This is a genomic window from Streptomyces luteolus (assembly GCF_029968015.1).
GTDB classification, from domain to species: domain Bacteria; phylum Actinomycetota; class Actinomycetes; order Streptomycetales; family Streptomycetaceae; genus Streptomyces; species Streptomyces luteolus.
This window is the reverse complement of sequence record NZ_JASCIS010000051.1, coordinates 1-19747: the sequence shown is the minus strand read 5'-3', so window position 1 is coordinate 19747 and position 19747 is coordinate 1. Positions and strand designations below refer to the sequence as shown.

Below are 19747 nucleotides of genomic sequence, written 5' to 3'. Positions count from 1 at the left end.
CACGCTGGTCCTGACCATAAGGACAGGGGATTTCTCAAGCATGACCCATTTGTTTCGTCGAAGTTAACCGACCGACGGGCCGAGCGCCCTTCCGCGACCCGGCCTCCGGGGTGCGAAAGGGGGCGCAGTACCGTGGACGGGTGGACAACAGACAGGCAATCGGATCGTGGCTCTCCGGCCCCCGCCAGGCGGCCGAGGACATGGGCGCCGACTTCGGTTACCGGGGCCAGCAGCTGGGTCTGCCCGAGGAGGGCCCCGGCGCCATCGCCCCGCTCGGCCGCCGCTTCGGAGCGGTCGTCGTCGACTGGGCCGGCTGCATGCTCATCGCATACGGCCTCTTCGCTCAGGGCAACCAGCAGGTGATGGGCAATTGGGCCCTCGGTATCTTCCTCGTCCTGAGCGTGCTCACCGTCGGCACGGTCGGCTCCACCCCGGGCAAGCGCCTGTTCGGCCTGCGCGTGGTCGGCGAGGACGGCGGCCGCCTGGGCATCGGCCGCGTCCTGCTCCGCAGCCTGCTCCTGTGCCTCGCCATCCCGGCCCTGATCTGGGACCGCGACGGCCGCGGCCTCCACGACCGCCTGGCCAAGGCGATCCAGGTCCGTATCTAGACCCGAGTCTGGTCGGCAGGCATCTGCCCGTGACGGGTCCATCCTGCCCGCGCCCGGTAAATCCAGCCCGTCCGGCGCTTGAGGACGAGCCCGAAGGGCGATCAAGGGCGCCCGAGCCGACGGCACGAATACATCCGCCTACGTTGATGGGGCGCCGGGAAATCCCCGGCGCCCCATCAACGTAGAAAGACAAGCGGCCAGCGTCACCGCATCTTGGGCCCACCCTTGGGCATCCGCATCCCCTTGGGCATCGGCCCCTTGGGCAGCGGCATGTTGCTCATCAGGTCGCCCATCGCCTTCAGGCGGTCGTTGGTCTGCGTGACCTGCGGACCGGCGAGCACGCGCGGGAGCTTCAGCATCGTGGTGCGGAGCTTCTTCAGCGGGACCTGGCCCTCGCCGTCGCCGACGATGAAGTCGTGCACCGGTACGTCGACGACGATCCGGGCCATCTTCTTCTTCTCCGCGGCAAGCAGCCCCTTGAGCCGGTTCGGGTTGCCCTCGCCGATCAGCACGATGCCGGCCTTGCCGACCGCGCGGTGCACCACGTCCTGGCTGCGGTTCATCGCCACCGCCGGGGTCGTGGTCCAGCCGCGGCCGACGTTGTCGAGCACCGCGGCCGCCGCACCGGGCTGCCCCTCCATCTGACCGAACGCCGCCTTCTCGGCCCTGCGGCCGAAGACGATCGCCATCGCCAGGAAGGCGAGCAGCACGCCGAGGATGCCCAGATAAACCGGGTATCCGATCAGGAGGCCGATCCCGAGAAGGACACCGAAGGTGACGATTCCCACTGCGGCTAGAACGAGACCGATCTTGGAGTCGGCCCGCCGGGTCATCTTGTAAGTGAGAGCGATCTGCTTGAGCCGCCCTGGGTTCGCAGCGCTCGCTGCGTCGTCCTTCCTCGCCATGACTGGAAGTTTACGTGCCCTTCGAACGGACTACGACGTGCGGGCCGTACTGGCCGCCTCGAGCACCCGCTGGGCCTCGACCCGGTCCTTGGCTCGGCGCCGGTCCTCCACGACCGAGGACCACGCGTTACGGCGGGCGGTGCGCTGGCCGCTGCCCATCAGCAGCGACTCGACGGCGCGCAGAGCGTCGGTGACGGAAGGGATGGCGGTGGCGCGTACGGGCGCGGCCTGCATGGCGGGGGTCCCTCTCTGGAAGACCGGACGGAGCGGGAAGTGCGCGGGGGGTACGTGGCGTAGTGCCAGCGTCACAGATTGGTGTTACCAGCGCATGGCGGGCCGGTCAAACACCTATGAAGCCTTGATGCGGGGCCCGGAAAACTTGACGCGGCCCGTACGGCGCCCCTACCTGCGGGGACCGTACGGACCGCGTCGTCGCAGCCGATACCGGCCAGTAGTCACTTGTGCGGGAGTTCACACGGCGTCCTGGGCCGCGGCTCACCCGTCGCTCACACCGCCTGGGAGGCGGCGTACTCACCACGCTTCTCGACGGCCATCTTGAACAGCCGGCCCGCGCGGTACGAGGAGCGGACCAGCGGCCCGGACATCACACCGGAGAAGCCGATCTCCTCGGCCTCCTCCTTCAGCTCCACGAACTCCTGCGGCTTGACCCAGCGCTCCACGGGGTGGTGGCGCACGGTCGGGCGCAGGTACTGCGTGATCGTGATCAGCTCGCAGCCCGCGTCGTGCAGCTGCTGGAGCGCCTCGCTGATCTCCTCACGGGTCTCGCCCATGCCGAGGATCAGGTTCGACTTCGTGACCAGGCCGGCCTCGCGGGCCTCGGTGATGACCTTGAGCGAGCGCTCGAAGCGGAAGCCGGGGCGGATCCGCTTGAAGATCCGCGGCACCGTCTCCACGTTGTGCGCGAGCACCTCGGGGCGGGACGAGAAGACCTCGGCCAGCTGGTCCGGCTCGGCGTTGAAGTCGGGGATGAGCAGCTCGACCTTCGTCTGCCCGGCCTCGCGCTCCGCCGTCATCGCGTGGATCTGGCGCACCGTCTCCGCGTACAGCCAGGCGCCGCCGTCCTCCAGGTCGTCGCGGGCGACGCCGGTGATGGTGGCGTAGTTCAGGTCCATCTTCACGACGGACTCACCGACGCGACGCGGCTCGTCGACGTCGAGGGCCTGCGGCTTGCCCGTGTCGATCTGGCAGAAGTCACAGCGCCGCGTGCACTGGTCACCGCCGATGAGGAACGTGGCCTCGCGGTCCTCCCAGCACTCAAAGATGTTCGGACAGCCCGCTTCCTGGCACACGGTGTGCAGGCCCTCGCTCTTGACGAGGTTGTGCAGGTCCTTGTACTCGGGGCCCATCTTCGCCCGGGTCTTGATCCACTCGGGCTTGCGCTCGATGGGGGTCTGGCTGTTGCGGACCTCCAGGCGCAGCATCTTGCGTCCGTCGGGTGCGACTGCGGACACGACCGGCTCCCTACAGCTTCGATTCTTCGGCGTACACCAGGGTACGCCCGTCGTTCGTACGCTCTTCAGTGCGGCCAACCTGTGGACGGCGGCCCGCATTCCCTGCGGCGTCTCCTCCGGTCAGACGGCCGGCTCCGGCTCGGGCTCCGGCGCCTGCTCCGGCTCCTTCTCGCGGACGACCTCGCGCGGCTTGAGCTCCGCGTTCTCCAGTACGTCCCGCAGGTGCTTCTCGACGACCGGCAGGACCTCGTCGATCGTGACGTCGCGGCCCAGCTCGGCCGAGAGCGAGGCCACGCCCGCGTCCCGGATCCCGCACGGCACGATCCTGTCGAACTCGGTGTTGTCCGGGTTCACGTTGAGCGCGAAGCCGTGCATCGTGACGCCCTTGGCGACGCGGATGCCGATCGCGGCGAGCTTGCGGTCCTCCCGGCGCTGGCCCGCGTTGGACGGCGCGTACTCCGGGCCGTTCATCCGCGGGTCGAACTCCTCGTCCTGCAGCCGGGGGTCGAAGTCGAGGGAGAGCCCGCCGAGGCGCTGCTCCACCGGATCGCCGAGCACCCACACACCGCTGCGCCCCTCGACCCGGCTGGTCTCCACGCCGAACTCGGCGCACGCGCGGATCAGCGCCTCCTCCAGGCGGCGCACATGCGCGACGACGTCCACCGGGCGCGGCAGCTTCAGGATCGGGTAGCCGACGAGCTGGCCGGGTCCGTGCCAGGTGATCTTGCCGCCGCGGTCCACGTCGACGACCGGGGTGCCGTCGAGCGGCCGCTCGCTGTCGGCCGTACGGCGGCCCGCGGTGTAGACGGAGGGGTGCTCCAGGAGCAGGCAGGTGTCGGGCACCTCGTCGGCGAAGCGGGCGGCGTGCACCCGGCGCTGCTCCTCCCAGGTCTCCACGTAGTCGACCTTGTCCGGGCCGAAGCCCAGACGTACGAATCGCAGCTCACTCACGGCAAGCGCCTCCCTGAAAACTTTCACCGTGCACGTTTCGCGCCCCGAGCCACTGTACGACCCGGCGCGCAACCCGTTCGAGTCGCCCGTGGCGGCCGAACCCCGTCACATCCTCGCCCAATCCTCACACGATCGGATGAATGCGAGGCCAGGGCTGCGATGAGGGCGCCGACGGCCGCTAAATTCGCGCCGTTCCATGAGGGCTGCACACCGGCCCGGAAGGCAGGAGACCGCAGAGCCGATGACGGACCGACCCCCGCAGCGCACGCCCAACCGCCAACTAGCCGCGCTGATCGCCGAGGCCGGCTTCTCCAACGCGGGGCTCGCCCGCAGGGTCGATCAACTGGGCCTGGAGCACGGACTCGACCTGCGCTACGACAAGACCTCCGTGACGCGCTGGCTGCGCGGCCAGCAGCCCCGCGGCACCACGCCCGCCCTGATCGCCGAGGTCTTCACCCGCAGACTCGGCCGCCGCCTCTCCGCCCAGGACCTCGGGCTCGATGCCTGCGCCCCGGTCTACGCGGGCCTGGAGTTCGCCGGCTCGCCCGAGGAGGCCGTCGACATCGTCAGCGGCCTGTGGCGCAAGGACTCCGGCAGCCACGCCGAGCTGCAGAAGATCGCCTTCACCCCGGCCGGTCTCGTCGTGCCCAGCAGGGACTGGCTGATCGGCCGCGCCGACGAGCGGGTCGGCCGGGGGGAACCGGCGAACGGCGCCCGGGTCCCCGTCCAGGGCCGCGCCTCCGTGCCCCGCCAGCGCTCCCAGACCGAGCGCGGCCCGGGCCAGAAGGTGACCGGCGGAGACATCGCGGCGCTCCGCTCCGTCGGCGAACTCTTCCGCGCCCTCGACCACGCCTACGGCGGCGGCCACGCCCGCCAGGCGCTCGTGCGGTACCTGGAGCACGAGGCCGAGCCGATGCTGCGCGGGGTCTACGGCGAGCAGACCGGGCGCCGGCTCTTCGCGGCGGCCGCCGACCTGACCCGGCTCGCGGGCTGGACCTCGTACGACATCGCGGCGCACGGACTCGCGCAGCGGTACTTCGTCCAGGCGCTGCGGCTTTCGCAGGCCGCGGGGGACCGGGCGTACGGCAGCTATGTGCTGGTCACGATGAGCCGGCAGGCGGTCTATCTCGGGCACGGGCGGGAGGCGGTGCAGCTCGCCCGGGTCGCGCAGCAGGGCGTGGGCGCGGCGGCGCCGCCCGTGGTGCAGGCACTGCTGCACGCCGTGGAGGCACGCGGGCACGGCGTCCTCGGCGAGGTCCGCGCCTGCACGGGTGCACTCGTACGGGCCGAACGCGCCCTCGAAGCCGCCCGGCCCGGCGACGAAGTGCCGCACTGGGCACGGTTCTTCGACGAGGCGCAGCTCGCCGACGAGTTCGGGCACTGCCACCGCGACCTGCAGCAGTACCGGGCGGCCGCGCAGCACGCCGAGCGCTCCCTGCATCTGCGCGCGCCCGCGTTCGCCCGCTCGCGCCTCTTCAGCCGGGTCGTCCTGGCCACCGCCCGCCTGGGCCTCGGCGAGCTGGACCAGGCCTGCGCGCTCGGCGCGGAGGCGGCTCAGCAGGCCTCGGAGATGCGGTCGGCTCGCGCCCTCGAGTACGTACGGGACTTCGAGCGCCGACTGGAGCCTTATCGGGACGCGATGCCGGTGCGGGGGTACCGGGACAGGGTCGCGGCGATCGGTTGAGCTTTTCCCCTACCCGCCCCTTCCCGAAAGCCTGCGGCGCTTCGGGGGCTCCGCCCCCGGGCCCCCGCTCCTCAATCGCCGGAGGGGCTGAAAAATTCAGCCCCTCCGGCGATTGAGGAGGCCCGTCCGGCAGGACTTTCGGGAAGGGGCGGGGAGGGGAAAAGATCGCCCGGAGGGCGCGGGGGTGGGCGGACCTACGCCGCCGCAGAAACCGTTCGTACCCCCCGCTGCGGCGCGACCCCCAGATCCCGCAGCACCGCCCGCGCCGCCCGCCGCCCCGAGTGCAGCGCGCCCTGGACCGTGCTGGTGTCCCGGTGGTCGCCGCACACGTACAGGCCCGCGAGGATCCGGACCTGGCGGCGCGGGTCGTGCGGGACGGGCATCGCGGGGACGGCCTCCGGGTCGTGGTGGACGGCGAGGAGGTCCCAGTGGGCCGTGGACGTGCCGTAGAGCCGGGCGAGCCGGGACCGCACCTCGCGCTCGGCCGGGGGCGGGCCGAGGACCACGGACGTGATCAGGGCGCGGCCCGCGGGAGCGCGGGACGGGTCGACCTCGCTCATCACGGCCGTGTGTGCGACGGGACCCGCGCGGTCGGCGTCCAGGAGCAACGCGGGCTCGGCGAGCGGCGGTTCGGGGGCGCTGTGGTGGAACACGGTCACCGCGTGGAACGACGGCATCCGCAGGCCGGGCAACAGCTCGGCGGCCTGCCGCGCCCCGGTCGCCAACAGCACGGCGCGACACGGCAGTTCACCGTGATCGGCGGTGCGTACGGAGGTGGTGGCGACCTCCACCGCCTTCACCCCGGTGTGCACCGTGCCCGGCGGCAGCGCGGCCGCGAGCAGGGCCGGCAGGGTGTCGGCGCCGCCCGCGGGCACACCGAGCCGGCCCCGGGCGAAGCCGCGCAGCGCGAGGTCGGCGCAGCGGCTGGACGTCTCCAGGTCCGGGTCGCAGAGCAGCGCGGCGAGCAGCGGGCGCAGAAAGCCGTCGACGGTACGGGTGGGCAGTCCGCGCGTCAACAGGGCCTGGGCGGTGGACAGTTCGGGCCGGGTGAGCAGGCGGTCCACCGGGGTGGCGGCGAGCCGGGTCAGGGCCGCGCCGAGCCGGGCGTGGTCGAGCGGTCCGCTCAGGGCGGGGCGGGCACGCTGCGGGCGGAGCGCGGGCAGCGGCGCCCGTGGTGTACCGGCCAGCGCACGCGCGGCGCTGAGTGCGCCCCGTGCGCCCCTCGCGCTCCGGCGCCCGCTGAGCGCGGCGCTCAGGGCGCTCCCGGCCTCCCAGGTGCGGTGGACGCGGCCACCGCTGTGGACCAGGACGCCCGGCGCGAACGTACGCAGCGCGAGGGCGTCCAGGGCCTGGATACGGCGCAGTTCGGGATCGGCCGTGGAGAGCAGGCGGCCGATCCGGTCGAGCCGGAATCCATCGATCCGTTCGGTGCTCATCCGGCCGCCGACAGCGGGGGCCGCCTCCAGGACGGCGGTGCTCACCCCGGCTTCGGTCAGCTGGAGGGCGGCGGAGAGCCCGGCGAGCCCAGCTCCCACGATGACGACGTCCGCCTGTTCCGCGGGCTCCTGCACGTGCCCCTCCCCGAGGTTGCGGCTGCTGGGGTCGTGATGCCCCAACTCGACCCAGGAATACCCGAGTTCGGCACGAGGTTAGGAGGGGTTTCGGTCAGGTGCAGTCGCGCACGCACCGAGCACGGTCGCACGCGGTCGCATTCGATCGCGTACAGCTCATTCGGGCGTACGCCGGGGGCGCATCGGAGCGTGGCCGGTTTCGCGCCGACGACTGAGACTTGCGGACACGACCTAGGGTCCTGTCCGGCGGTGGCTCAGCGCAGCGCCGCCCGTACCGCGTCGTCGATCGTCGGGAACGCGAAGCGGAAGCCCGACTCCAAGAGCCGGGTGGGCAGGACGCGTTGGCTGCCGAGCACCTCCGAGGCCATCTCGCCGAGGCCCAGGCGCAGCGCGGGCGAGGGCACCGGGAAGAGGGTGGGCCGGTGCAGGGCGCGGCCCATCGCGGCCGTCACCTCGCGGTTGGTCACCGGGTGCGGCGACGTCACGTTGACCGGCCCGGACAGCGAGTCCGTGTCGAGGAGATGGCGCAGCGCGGCCACCTCGTCGTGCCGGGCGATGAAGCTCCAGTACTGCCCGCCGCCACCGAGCCTGCCGCCGAGGCCCGCCTTGAACAGCGGGAACATCCGGCCCCAGGCGCCGCCCTCGCGCGCGACCACCAGGCCGGTGCGGGAGAACACGGTGCGCACCCCGGCCTCCACCGCCGGGCCCGCCGCCTCCTCCCACTCCACGCACACGGACGACAGGAAACCGTCGCCCGCCGGGGCGGTCTCGTCCACCGCGCGGTCGCCGGTGTCGCCGTAGTAGCCGACCGCGCTGCCGTTCAGGAAGACCCGGGGCGGGGTGTCCAGGGAGGCCACGGCCTCGGCGAGGGCGGCGGTGCCGAGTACGCGGCTGTCCCGCAACTCCCGCTTGTACGCGTCCGTCCAGCGGCGGTGGCCGATACCGGCCCCGGCCAGGTTGACCACCGCGTCGCAGCCGGCCAGCGCCGCCGCGCGGACGCGGCCGCGCTTCGGGTCCCACTCGACCTCGTCGGCGGTCTCGGCGGGCCGGCGGACCAGGCGCAGCACCTGGTGTCCGTCCGCGACGAGCGAGCGCGCGAGGGCCGAGCCGATGAGGCCGGATGCGCCCGCGATGACGATGCGCTGTGTGGCGTCCATGGGGTCCATCCTGCCCAGAGAGGACGGGAGTCGGCACCTATGGCCTGGCCGGTTCTCCGCCGCCCGGCCGGACTGAACAGCGCCACCACAAGTCTCACTGTCAGTGCCCGGTTCTACGCTGGCAGGCATGCCGCTCGCCGACGCCCGCATCCGCCCCGCCCAGCCGTCCGACGAGAGTGCGCTCGCCGCGCTCGACCGGGAGACGTGGTCGCGGCTGCACGCCGTGACGCCGAGGCCCGAGCCGGGCGGGTCGTTCTTCGACGAACGGCACACCCCGGACGACTTCCTCGTGGGCGTCGTCGACGACGCGATAGCGGGCTATGTGCGCCTGGTGCCGCCCACCCCGCTCGCCGTCAACGCCCATGTGCGGCAGATACAGGGCCTGGCCGTCGCCGACCGTGCGCGCGGCCGTGGCCTCGGTCGCGCGCTGATCAGAGCGGCCTGCGCACTGGCGCGCGAGCAGGGGGCGCGTCGCGTCACGCTCCGCGTGCTCGGCCACAACACCCCGGCCCGCGCGCTCTACGAGACGGAGGGCTTCGTCGTGGAGGGCGTACTGCCGGGGGAGTTCCTGTTGGACGGGGAGTACGTGGACGACGTACTCATGGGGCGTTCGCTCTGACCCTCCGAGTCGTGGGGCGCTCGCTCTGACCCTCCGAGTCGTTGGGCGCTCGCTCTGACCCTCCGACTCATGGGGCGCTCCCTCTGACCCTCCGACTCATGCGGCGCTCCCTCTGACCCCTCCGAGGCGCGGGCCCGTCAGCCGGGCATGAGCTCCCGCAGGCAGCGCAGGGCGAGCTCCGCGGGTGCGCCGGGGTGGCGTACGTCCGTGTCCTCCCGCTCCGCCCAGGTCTCAAGGCCGATCCGGATCGCGGCCGTCGCCGCGGCCGCCGCGAGGCGGACCCGCAGCGGTTCCGCGTCCGGGCCGAGCAGGGTGGCGAGCACCGGCCTGAGCTGTTCCTCGGACTCCTGGTTCACGCGGTACCAGACCGCCCGCAGCGCCGGGTCGTCGGCCGCGGCACGGAGCAGTCCGCGGGTCTGGCGCAGCCCGTCCACCGCGGCGTCGTCGCTGGGCGTGAGGGCGTCCTCGACGGCCGCGTGCAGGGCCTCGGGAAGCGGGGTGCCGGGTTCCGTCGCCGCGAGGCGGGCGCGCCACTGCTCACCGCCGACGGAGAGCAGTGGGCCCACGGCGTCCTGCTTGTTGCGGAAGTAGCGGTAGAAGGTGCGCAGTCCGACACCGGCGCGGCCCGCGATCGCCTCGGTCGTCGTGGCGTCCGGGCCGAGTTCGGTGAACAGCTCGGCCGCGGCGTGCGCGATCTCCAGCTGCGTGGCGGCCTTGCGGCGCTCGGTCAAAGAGGTGCTCACGCCGGAAGCGTACGCCCCCAGCCCTAGCCCCGGCGTTTCTCTGGCATGCATCGCCATGATGGCAAAATGTGCCACATGGGCGTACTCTGCAAGTGAAGAGAAGCCGGAACCACCGGTAGGGCAATGCCGGAACCGCCGGAAGAACACAGCAGGGAGCAGGTCATGCAGAACCTCGATCGCTACGCGGGCCGCCGCGTCCTCGTCACCGGCGCGGGCTCCGGGATAGGCCAGGCCACCGTCGTCCGCATGCTCGCCGAGGGCGGGCGCGTGGTGGCCGCCGACATCAGCGAGGACGGCCTGAAGGACACCGTCGCGAAGGCCGGCGCGGACGCGGAGCGGCTCACCACCCTGGTCCTGAACATCGCCGACGAGGCCGCGGTCCGCGCCGGTGTCGCCGCCGCCGTGGAGACGCTCGGCGGCCTGGACGCCCTGGTCAACGCGGCCGGCATCCTGCGCTCCTCGCACACCCACGAGACGACCCTGGACGCCTTCAACCAGGTCATCGCCGTCAACCTCACCGGCACGTTCCTGATGATCCGCGAGGCGATCCCGGCGCTGCTCCGCGGCGAGGGCCCGGCGGTGGTCAACTTCAGCTCGACCTCGGCGATGTTCGCCCACCCGTACATGGCGGCGTACGCGGCAAGCAAGGGCGGCATCCAGTCGATGACCCACGCCCTCGCGAGCGAGTACGGGAAGCAGGGCATCCGCTTCACCGCCGTACAGCCCGGATCCATCTCCTCCGGAATGACCGACGGCTCCGGCGCCAGCCGCCAGAGCATCGGCCCCGGCCTGCCCGAGGACGCCGACATGAGCCTCTTCGTCAAGCTCGCCCCCGCGCTCGGCGAGGGCTTCGCCGGGCCGGAGACGGTCGCCTCCGTCGTCGCGATGCTCGCCTCGGACGACGGCCGGTTCATCACCGGTACGGAGATCCGCATCGACGGCGGCACGCACTTCTGAACCCGGCCTTCGGCGGGCGCGGGGAGAGGGCCCGCAGGTCACCCTGACCGACCGGCCCGAGGTGCGCCCGAGCGGGCCGCGCCGCAGGGTGGCCGTATGAGCCCCCAACGTCCCGGAACCCCCGGAACGGGAGCGTGACCGGCGCGGCCGACCGCCACCGGCACGCCAAGGCGCGCGGCGGCGGGCAGGCGACCTGGCTGCGCCGCGGCGCCGGCCCGCCGAGCTGGGCCCGCCTGGCGCCGCCGCTCCTGCTCGTCGTGCTCGGCACGGTGCAGATCCTCACCCCGCCCGAGATCGAGCTGGGGCTGCTGCTCGCCGCCACGCCGCCGCTCGCCGCCCTCGCGTACGGGCCGGTCGCCACGGGCTGCATGGGCGCCGTGGCCTTGGCCGTCGCCGCCCTGCCGACCCCGGTGCCCGAACAGCCGGTCCACAGCGACCTCCTCATGATCGCGTTCGTCGCGGTGCTCAGCGTCGGCATCTCCTGGGTACGGTGCCGCCGCGACGCCCAGCTGGTCAGCGTGGGCTCCGTCGCCGAGGCCGCCCAGCTCGCCGTCATGCCCCCGCTGACCGAACACGTCGGCCGGGTGCGCTGCGCGGGCCTGTACCGGGCGGCCGAGCGCGGCACCCTGGTCGGCGGCGACCTCTACGACGTACGCGAAGGACCCTGGGGCGTAAGGGCGTTGATGGGGGATGTGCAGGGGCACGGGCTCGCCGCCGTGGGCACCGTGGCCGCGCTGCTCGGGGCGTTCCGCGAGGCCGTCCTTGACGAGCCGCACCTCGAAGGCGTCGCCGCCAAGCTGGACCGGCGGCTTGTCACGGACAACGCCCGCGCCGAGCACGCAGAGCTGTTCGCCACCGCGCTGCTCCTCGAGTTCGTGCCGGGCGCGCCGACCGTACGCATCCTGTCCTGCGGACACCCGCCGCCCCTGCTCCTTCGCACCGGGGCGGCCGAGGAGCTGGCGCCGGAGCCCGGTACTCCGCTCGGCCTCGGCCTGACCGCGTACGCCCCGCCGGACCGGCTCCTCCTCGACCTCGCACCGGACGACCAGCTCCTCGCCCACACCGACGGCCTCTCCGAGGCGCGGGACGCGCAGGGCGAGCTGTATGTGCCGGTGGCCCGGTTCGACGCGCTGCCCCTGGAGGTGCGGGAGGGGGAGCCGGAGCTGCTGGTGTCCGCGCTGTGGCGGGATCTGCGCGGCTTCGCGGGGGAGGTCAAGGACGATGTGGCGCTGCTGGTCCTGGCGCCGATGGCAGCGGAGCCCGACCCCGACCCCGGGCCCTGAGCCGTGGCCTGGTCAGGGGTGGTCAGTCCTGCGCCCCGAACCGGTCCCACAGCTTCGGGTAGTAGCGGGCGAGCGCCGTGTCGTCCTCGAAGTCGACGGGCGTGCCCTGCGGTTCGGCGGGCGCGGGCGGAATGCCCAGGTCGGCGGCGACCGTGCCGGTCAACTGCTCGTACGCCTCGTCGGCCGCGTACCCCAACTCCTCGGCGTCGCCGTCGATCTCCTCGTCGAAGTCGTCCAGGAGGTCGGCGAGCGTGTCCGGGTCGTGCAGGGCGCCCTCGAAGACCTCCCGGCCCTGGCCGATCAGCCAGCAGCGGAAGAAGTCGAAGGCGTCGTCGCTGGCCCCGTCGAGCAGGACGGCGGCCGCGCCCCACAGGTCCCAGCGGTAGGCGCGGTTGTAGCGGGCCTCGAAGTGGCGGGCGAAGTCCAGGACGGCGTCCGGGTCGAGTCGTGCCAGGCGTTCCACGAGCAGGTCGGCGTGGTCCTCCGGGTCGCCGTCGGCGGCCGCGCGGGTGCTGTCGATGAGCTCCCAGAACTCCGTCTCGTCCATCACGGGACCAGCATCGTGCCTGGGCGGGGCCGACGCACCCGGAGTGCGGCTCTTGTTACTGGTACGACCGCGCGCCGCCGCCTTCCAGACAGAAGATGTCCGGATTCGCTGCCAGGCTCTCCGTATGACCGACAAAGGAACACCCGCAGCCGGCCTTGGAACCTCCGCGGCCGGCCTTGGAACCTCCGCAGCCGACCCTGGAACCTCCGCCACCGCTTCCGGCCCGCTCCGCGGAAAGATCGCCCTGGTCGCGGGCGCGACCCGGGGTGCGGGCCGGGCCATGGCCGTGGAGCTCGGGCGCGCCGGGGCCACCGTGTACGCGACGGGCCGCACCACCCGCGAGCACACCAGCGAGGTCGGCCGCGACGACGAGACCATCGAAGGCACCGCCGAACTCGTCACCGAGGCGGGCGCGGAGTCCGGCGGCCGGGGCGTCGCCGTACCCACCGACCATCTCGACCCCGAGCAGGTCCGCGCGCTCGTCGACCGGATCGACCGGGAGCAGGGCCGGCTCGACATCCTGGTCAACGACATCTGGGGCGGTGACGTCCACGTCGAGTGGGGCCGCAAGATGTGGGAGCACGACCTCGACAAGGGCCTGCGCGTGCTGCGCCTCGGGGTGGAGTCCCACATCGTCACCAGCAGCTGCGCCCTGCCGCTGCTGATCCGCAACCCCGGCGGCCTGGTGGTGGAGGTCACCGACGGCACCGAGGAGTACAACCGCCGCTACCGCGAGCCGTTCTACTACGACCTCGCCAAGTCGGCCCCGCTGCGGATGGCCCGCGGCCTCGCCGAGGAACTCAAGGAGTACGGCTGCACGGCGGTTGCCCTGACGCCGGGCTGGCTGCGCTCCGAGGCGATGCTCGACACGTACTTCAAGGTCACCGAGGAGAACTGGCTCGACGGCTGCGAGCAGAACCCGCACTTCGCGATCTCCGAGACCCCCACCTACATCGGCCGCACCCTCGCCGCACTCGCCGCCGACCCGGACCTCGCCCGGTTCAACGGCACGTCCCTGTCCAGCGGCGGACTCGCGCGGGAGTACGGCGTGACCGACGTGGACGGTTCGGCGCCGGACGCCTGGCGCTACCTGACGGAGGTCGACCAGACCGCCCCCGAAGCGGACGTCACCGGTTACCGGTAGAGCTCCCCGAGCCGGGCGGCCGTCTCCGTGAACCGGCCGCGCAGCGCGGCCGGTTCGAGCACCTCGCACTCGGCGCCGAGCACGATCAGCTGGCTGTACGCGACCTCGTCGTTCTCCACCGGCAGCACGATCCGCACCCACCCCTGCTCGTCCGCGGGACCGGCCGCCTCCAGGGCCTCGCGGGCGGCGGCCGGGCCGGTGACGTACGGCAGCCTGCGCGCGCCCGCGGGGGAGAGGCGCAGGACGGCCGCGGAGCGGAGGATCGAGCGCGCGAACTGCTCCGCCCGCTCCTCCCAGAACCGGGGCAGCTCGAACTCCTCGTCCCGTACGAAGCGTTCCTCGCCGGGCGTGACGGAGGTGAACCGGTCGATCCGGTACACCCGGTGGGCCTTGTGCTCCGGGACGCGGGCGCACAGGTACCAGACACCCGCCTTCAGGATCAGCCCGTACGGCTCCAACTCCCGCTCCACCTCCGTGTCCTGGCGGCGGTAGCGGGCGGTGACGAGGCGGTCGTCCCACACCGCGTCGGCCACGACCGGCAGCAGCTCGGGCGGGTCCGCCTCCCGGAACCAGCCAGGCGCGTCCAGGTGGAACCGCTGCGAGGCGCTGCGCGAGGCGTCCCGGAGGCTGGGCAGCAGCGCCGCCGAGACCTTCAGGCGGGCGGCGGACGCGGCGTCCTCCAACCCCATCTCGCGCAGGGCGCCCGGCACGCCGGACAGGAACAGCGCCTCCGCCTCGCTGCGGGCGAGGCCCGTGAGGCGGGTGCGGTAGCCGCCGATCAGCCGGTACCCGCCGAGGCGGCCTCGGTCCGCGTACACGGGGACGCCGGCTTCGGAGAGGGCCTGGGCGTCGCGGGTCACGGTGCGCTCGGAGACTTCGAGCTCGGCCGCGAGCTCGGCGGCGGTCATGGAGGGCCGGTTCTGGAGCAGAAGCACCATCTTGATGAGGCGAGCGGCACGCATGCGGTGATTCTTTCCCCACCCCGCCCCTTCCCGAAAGTCCTCGCCGGACGGGCCTCCTCAAACGCCGGAGGGGCTGAATTGTGCGGGCCAATTCCAGCCCCTCCGGCGTTTGAGGAGCGGGGGTCCGGGGGCTGGCCCCCGAAGCGCCGCAGGCTTTCGGGAAGGGGCGGGGTGGGGAAATGGAACCGGCCCCCGCCACGACGAGCGTGACGGGGGCCGACCTACGAGACAGGGCTCAGAGCCCGTACTTCTCCCGGGCCTCCTTGACCGCGGCAGCGGACACCTCACCGCGGCGTGCAAGCTGCGCCAGCGCCGCCACCACGATGGACTCCGCGTCGACGCCGAAGTGGCGACGGGCCGCGTCCCGGGTGTCGGAGAGGCCGAAGCCGTCCGCGCCGAGGGACGTGTAGTCCTGCTCGACCCACTGCGCGATCTGGTCCGGCACCTGCCGCATGTAGTCCGTGACCGCGAGCACCGGCGAGGTGACACCCTCCAGCGCCTGGCGGACGTACGGCGTGCGCTCCTCGCCGCGCAGCAGCGCCGCGTCGGACTCCAGGGCGTCGCGCCGCAGCTCGGTCCAGGAGGTCGCGGACCATACGTCGGCGGCGACACCCCACTCCTCGGACAGCAGCCGCTGCGCCTTGAGCGCCCAGTGGATCGCCGTACCGGAGGACATCAGCTGGGTGCGCGGGGCGTCCGAGGCGACGGAGAGGCCCGCGGACTCGGACGTGTTGAAGCGGTACAGGCCCTTCACGATGCCCTCGTCGACGCCCTCGGGCTTCGCGGGCTGCGGCATCGGCTCGTTGTAGACCGTGAGGTAGTAGAAGACGTTCGAGTCCTCGCCGGGCGCGGCCTCGCCGTACATCCTCCGCAGACCGTCCTTGACGATCGCCGCGACCTCGTACGCGAACGCCGGGTCGTACGTCAGCGCCGCCGGGTTGGTCGCCGCGATCATCGGCGAGTGGCCGTCGGCGTGCTGGAGACCCTCACCCGTCAGCGTCGTACGACCGGCCGTGGCACCGATCAGGAAGCCCTTGCCGAGCTGGTCGCCGAGCTGCCACATCTGGTCGGCCGTGCGCTGCCAGCCGAACATCGAGTAGAAGATGTAGAAGGGGATCATCGTCTCGCCGTGCGTGGCGTACGACGACGCCGCGGCGATGAAGTCGGCCATCGAGCCGGCCTCGGTGATGCCCTCGTTGAGGATCTGGCCGTCCTTGGCCTCGCGGTAGTACATCAACTGGTCGCGGTCGACCGGCTCGTACGTCTGGCCCTTCGGCGAGTAGATGCCGAGCGCCGGGAACAGCGACTCCATACCGAAGGTGCGGGCCTCGTCCGGGACGATCGGGACCCAGCGCTTGCCGGAGGTCTTGTCCCGCATCAGGTCCTTGGCGAGACGCACGAACGCCATCGTCGTCGCCACCGACTGCGAGCCGGAGCCCTTGTCGAAGGCGGCGAAGGTCTTCGCGGCGGCCTCGGGCAGCGCGGGCAGCGGCTGCGTGCGGCGGGCCGGGGCCGGACCGCCGAGGGCGGCGCGGCGCTCCTGGAGGTAGCGGACCTCGGGAGAGTCGGCGCCGGGGTGGCCGTAAGGCACCTGGCCGTCGACGAAGTCGCTGTCCTTGATGGGGAGTTCGAGCAGGTCGCGCATGTTCTTGAACTCGTCCACCGTGAGCTTCTTCATCTGGTGGTTGGCGTTCTTCGACGCGAAGCCCTCGCCGAGCGTGAAGCCCTTGACCGTCTGGGCCAGGATCACGGTCGGCGCGCCCTTGTGCGCGAGGGCGGCCTTGTACGCGGCGTACACCTTGCGCGGCTCGTGGCCACCGCGCGACAGCTGGAAGCACTCGATGATCTTGTCGTCGCTGAGCGACTTGCCGAGCTGGACGAGCGCCGGGTCGCCCGCGAAGAAGTGCTCGCGGATGTAGGCGGCGTCACGCGTCTGGTACGTCTGGATCTGCGCGTCCGGGACCTCACGGATGCGGCGGACCAGGGCGCCGTTGGTGTCGAGCTGGAAGAGCTCGTCCCAGGCGTTGCCCCAGAGCGACTTCACGACGTTCCAGCCGGCGCCGCGGAACTGGGCCTCCAGCTCCTGCACGATCTTGAAGTTGGCGCGGACCGGGCCGTCGAGGCGCTGCAGGTTGCAGTTGATGACGAAGGTCAGGTTGTCCAGGCCCTCGCGCGAGGCGAGTGCGAGTGCCGCCGTCGACTCGGGCTCGTCCATCTCGCCGTCACCGAGGAACGCCCACACGTGGGAGCTGGAGACGTCCTTGATGCCGCGGTTGGTCAGGTAGCGGTTGAACCGCGCCTGGTAGATCGCGGAGAGCGGGCCGAGGCCCATGGAGACCGTGGGGAACTCCCACAGCCAGGGCAGGCGGCGCGGGTGCGGGTACGACGGGAGGCCGTTGCCGCCCGCCTCCTGCCGGAAGTGGTCGAGCTGCTGCTCGCTGAGGCGGCCGTCCAGGAAGGCGCGGGCGTAGATGCCGGGCGACGCGTGGCCCTGGATGTAGAGCTGGTCGCCGGAGCCGTCCTGCTCCTTGCCGCGGAAGAAGTGGTTGAAGCCCGTCTCGTAGAGCCAGGCGGCGGAGGCGAAGGTGGCGATGTGGCCGCCGACGCCGTGCTTGGAGCCGCGGGTCACCATGGCGGCCGCGTTCCAGCGGTTCCACGCGGTGATCTTCCGCTCCAGCTCCTCGTCGCCCTCGATGGCGGGCTCGGCGGAGGTGGGGATGGTGTTGACGTAATCCGTCTCCAGGAGCCGGGGGAGGGCGAGGCCCGCGTCCTCGGCGTGCTGGAGGGTACGGCGCAGCAGGTACTCCGCGCGATGCGTACCGGCGTGCTCACTCACGGCGTCCACGGAGGCCGCCCACTCGGCGGTCTCCTCGGGGTCGCGGTCCGGCAGCTGGTCCAGCTGGCTCGGAAGCTTGCCTACGGGGTCGGTCATGATCGACGCCTTCCGGACAGGTTCTCCCGCGACATCGCGGAAGAGGGGGTGGAGATGGCCCTATCTGGCAGGACAGGGCGGCGGGCTGGGTGCAGCCCGCCGTCGACTGTAAGCCGCTGATCGATGATCGATCAAAGGGTTGAGGGGAGAAATTTCTCTACGTAGAGAAATCGGCACCCCGTGCCTGGGGTTCGGGCACGGGGTGCCGCCTAATTCGGTCAAAGTGGACGCACTTTTGGGCGTCACGCGCGGCAGGTGAGCAGATCCAGCCTGTCTGGGGGCACCTCCCAGCGGTAGCTGGGGGAGTTTGAGGACGAGCCCGAAGGGCGATCGACGGCGCCGTGGTCCACAGCAAGGAACGGTCAAGCTCGGGGTGCGCACCCCAGAACGTGCTCCTTGACCAGCGCCCCGATCTGCGGATCGCGCCGCCGGAAAGCCGCGACCAGAGCCTCGTGCTCCTCCGCGTACGACTGCTGGACCGTGCCGAGCCAGCGGATCGACAGGGCCGTGAACACCTCGATGCCCAGGCCCTCCCAGGTGTGCAGGAGCACGGAGTTTCCCGCGGCGCGCACCAGTTCGCGGTGGAAGCCGACGGTGTGCCGCACCTGTGCCGTGCCGTCGGCGTTCCGGTCGGCCTCGTAGAGCGGCGTCACGTGCGCCTCCAGGGCCGAGCAGTCCTCGGCGAGGCGGTCGGCGGCCAGTTCGGCGGCGATCTGCTCCAGGCCGGCCCGTACCGGGTAGCTCTCCTCCAGGTCGGCCGCGGTCAGATTCCGTACGCGGACGCCCTTGTTCGGCGCCGACTCGATCAGGCGGAGCGACTCCAGCTCGCGCAGCGCCTCCCGCACCGGGGTCTGGCTGACCTCCAACTCGACCGCGATCCGGCGCTCCACGATGCGCTCGCCCGGCTTCCAGCGGCCGCTGACGATCCCCTCCACGATGTGCTCGCGGATCTGGTCGCGCAGCGAGTGGACGACGGGCGCGGACATGGCCGTCCCGGGGCTCGAACTCATGGGTGGTGGCTCCTCAGGCAGGTGCGATGGGACGACGATACGGCGTTCACCACGACCTTGGGATGTGCGGGGGGTGCGGGATCCGTCACGCGGGGCTGCTACGGGGCCGCTCGCGCGCGGGCGGCCCGACGGGTAGGCACACGGCGGCGCCCCCGCCCGGAGAGCTCCGGACGGGGGCGCTGACGTACTACGGGAACCCGCAGGTCAGAGGCCGAGCTCGACCTCGAACTCGCCCGCCTCCAGGATCTGCTTGACCGTGGTCAGGTAGCGGGCGGCGTCGGCGCCGTCCACCAGACGGTGGTCGTAGGAGAGCGTCACGTACGTCATGTCACGGACGGCGATGGTCTCGCCCAGGTCCGGGTGGTTGATGACGACGGGGCGCTTCACCGTGGCACCGATGCCCAGGATGGCGACCTGGTTCGGCGGGACGATGACCGTGTCGAAGAGCGCACCGCGCGAACCCGTGTTGGAGATCGTGAAGGTGGCGCCCGACAGGTCGTCCGGAGCGATCTTGTTCGTACGGACCTTGTCGGCCAGCTCCGCCGTCTTCTTGGCGATGCCCGCGATGTTGAGGTCACCCGCACCCTTGATGACCGGGGTCATCAGGCCCTTCTCCGAGTCGACGGCGATACCGACGTTCTCGGAGTCGAAGTAGGTGATCGTGCCCTCGTCGTAGTTCAGGCGGGCGTTGATGACCGGGTGGGCCTTCAGCGCCTGGACGGCGGCCTTGACGAAGAACGGCATCGGGGAGAGCTTGACGCCCTCGCGGGCGGCGAAGCCGTCCTTGGCCTTGCCGCGCAGCTTCATCAGCTTGGTGATGTCGACCTCGATGACCGAGGACAGCTGCGCCTGCTCCTGCAGCGCCTTGTGCATGTTGTCCGCGATGGCCTTGCGGATGCGCGGCAGCTTGACCGTCTGGCCGCGGAGGGGAGAGACCTCCAGGGCCGGGGCCTTCGGCGCGGCAGCGGCGGCCGGAGCGGCAGCGGCCGGGGCGGCGGCCTTGGCGGCCTCCGCGGCGGCGATGACGTCCTGCTTGCGGATACGACCGCCGACGCCGGTGCCCTTGACGGTCGACAGGTCCACGCCGTTCTCCGACGCGAGCTTGCGGACCAGCGGGGTGACGTACGCGCCGTCGTCCACCTGAGCCGGGGCCTGGGCGGCCGGGGAGGGAGCGGCGGGCGCGGCCGGAGCCGGGGCGGCCG

18 protein-coding genes are annotated in these 19747 nt (G+C 72.1%); 6 read left to right on the top strand and 12 right to left on the bottom strand.

The genetic code is table 11. From position 1 onward, the window contains the following. Positions 1-140 precede the first annotated feature (140 nt). Entirely contained in the window at positions 141-608 is a 468-nt protein-coding gene (locus QIT00_RS32785; RefSeq protein ID WP_282539108.1) for an RDD family protein, read from the top strand. Between the two features lie 203 nt (positions 609-811). Here the strand turns inward: QIT00_RS32785 and QIT00_RS32780 are convergent, their stop codons facing one another. From QIT00_RS32780 to lipB, 4 genes are all read right to left on the bottom strand, one after another. Then, positions 812-1513 (bottom strand): DUF4191 domain-containing protein, encoded by a 702-nt coding sequence (locus tag QIT00_RS32780; protein ID WP_282539107.1) that lies wholly within the window; start codon positions 1511-1513, stop codon positions 812-814. A gap of 30 nt (positions 1514-1543) precedes the next feature. Then, a complete protein-coding gene (locus tag QIT00_RS32775; protein ID WP_282539106.1) occupies positions 1544-1747 on the bottom strand; it encodes an SCO2195 family GlnR-regulated protein in 204 nt (67 codons plus the stop codon). Positions 1748-2019: 272 nt separating this feature from the next. Then, a complete protein-coding gene (gene lipA / locus QIT00_RS32770) occupies positions 2020-2985 on the bottom strand; it encodes a lipoyl synthase (RefSeq protein WP_282539105.1) in 966 nt (321 codons plus the stop codon). A gap of 120 nt (positions 2986-3105) precedes the next feature. After that, positions 3106-3936 carry a lipoyl(octanoyl) transferase LipB gene (gene lipB / locus QIT00_RS32765; RefSeq protein WP_282539104.1) on the bottom strand — a complete coding sequence of 277 codons (831 nt, stop codon included), beginning with the start codon at positions 3934-3936 and terminating at the stop codon, positions 3106-3108. A 241-nt stretch (positions 3937-4177) separates the two neighbouring features. On the opposite strand from lipB, the gene QIT00_RS32760 reads away from it, so the two are divergent. Beyond that, positions 4178-5620, top strand: coding sequence for a regulator (locus QIT00_RS32760; RefSeq protein WP_282539103.1), 1443 nt, complete (start codon positions 4178-4180; stop codon positions 5618-5620). Between the two features lie 194 nt (positions 5621-5814). Here QIT00_RS32760 and QIT00_RS32755 read toward each other — a convergent pair whose 3' ends face one another. Both QIT00_RS32755 and QIT00_RS32750 read right to left on the bottom strand, forming a co-directional pair. Next, positions 5815-7191: an NAD(P)/FAD-dependent oxidoreductase gene (locus QIT00_RS32755; RefSeq protein WP_282539102.1), complete on the bottom strand. Its 1377-nt coding sequence runs from the start codon at positions 7189-7191 to the stop codon at positions 5815-5817. A 254-nt stretch (positions 7192-7445) separates the two neighbouring features. Continuing rightward, positions 7446-8348: a TIGR01777 family oxidoreductase gene (locus tag QIT00_RS32750; protein ID WP_282539101.1), complete on the bottom strand. Its 903-nt coding sequence runs from the start codon at positions 8346-8348 to the stop codon at positions 7446-7448. Positions 8349-8475: 127 nt separating this feature from the next. Between QIT00_RS32750 and QIT00_RS32745 the strand changes: the two genes are divergently transcribed. Next, positions 8476-8967 (top strand): GNAT family N-acetyltransferase, encoded by a 492-nt coding sequence (locus QIT00_RS32745; RefSeq protein WP_282539100.1) that lies wholly within the window; start codon positions 8476-8478, stop codon positions 8965-8967. Between the two features lie 137 nt (positions 8968-9104). Here QIT00_RS32745 and QIT00_RS32740 read toward each other — a convergent pair whose 3' ends face one another. Continuing rightward, complete coding sequence (locus QIT00_RS32740; RefSeq protein ID WP_282539099.1) at positions 9105-9761, bottom strand: TetR/AcrR family transcriptional regulator; 657 nt, start codon at positions 9759-9761, stop codon at positions 9105-9107. Positions 9762-9872: 111 nt separating this feature from the next. On the opposite strand from QIT00_RS32740, the gene QIT00_RS32735 reads away from it, so the two are divergent. Next, positions 9873-10667 (top strand): SDR family NAD(P)-dependent oxidoreductase, encoded by a 795-nt coding sequence (locus QIT00_RS32735; RefSeq protein ID WP_282539098.1) that lies wholly within the window; start codon positions 9873-9875, stop codon positions 10665-10667. Between the two features lie 134 nt (positions 10668-10801). Beyond that, the gene (locus QIT00_RS32730) at positions 10802-11950 is read left to right on the top strand and encodes a PP2C family protein-serine/threonine phosphatase (RefSeq protein ID WP_282539097.1); all 1149 of its coding nucleotides are present in this window, start codon (positions 10802-10804) and stop codon (positions 11948-11950) included. Between the two features lie 22 nt (positions 11951-11972). Here the strand turns inward: QIT00_RS32730 and QIT00_RS32725 are convergent, their stop codons facing one another. Next, positions 11973-12497, bottom strand: a complete 525-nt coding sequence (locus tag QIT00_RS32725) for a DUF4240 domain-containing protein (protein WP_282539140.1) — start codon at positions 12495-12497, stop codon at positions 11973-11975. A gap of 124 nt (positions 12498-12621) precedes the next feature. On the opposite strand from QIT00_RS32725, the gene QIT00_RS32720 reads away from it, so the two are divergent. Then, the gene (locus QIT00_RS32720; protein WP_282539096.1) at positions 12622-13641 is read left to right on the top strand and encodes an SDR family oxidoreductase; all 1020 of its coding nucleotides are present in this window, start codon (positions 12622-12624) and stop codon (positions 13639-13641) included. Here QIT00_RS32720 and QIT00_RS32715 read toward each other — a convergent pair. From QIT00_RS32715 to sucB, 4 genes are all read right to left on the bottom strand, one after another. Beyond that, the gene (locus QIT00_RS32715) at positions 13632-14603 is read right to left on the bottom strand and encodes a helix-turn-helix transcriptional regulator (RefSeq protein WP_282539095.1); all 972 of its coding nucleotides are present in this window, start codon (positions 14601-14603) and stop codon (positions 13632-13634) included. The two genes, QIT00_RS32720 and QIT00_RS32715, sit on opposite strands and share 10 nt — an antisense overlap. Positions 14604-14838: 235 nt before the next feature. Then, complete coding sequence (gene aceE, locus QIT00_RS32710; protein WP_282539094.1) at positions 14839-17535, bottom strand: pyruvate dehydrogenase (acetyl-transferring), homodimeric type; 2697 nt, start codon at positions 17533-17535, stop codon at positions 14839-14841. A gap of 362 nt (positions 17536-17897) precedes the next feature. After that, positions 17898-18521: a GntR family transcriptional regulator gene (locus tag QIT00_RS32705; RefSeq protein ID WP_282539139.1), complete on the bottom strand. Its 624-nt coding sequence runs from the start codon at positions 18519-18521 to the stop codon at positions 17898-17900. Positions 18522-18749: 228 nt separating this feature from the next. Next, positions 18750-19747 (bottom strand): 2-oxoglutarate dehydrogenase, E2 component, dihydrolipoamide succinyltransferase (sucB, locus tag QIT00_RS32700; protein WP_282539093.1); only part of this gene is annotated, 998 nt, incomplete at its 5' end.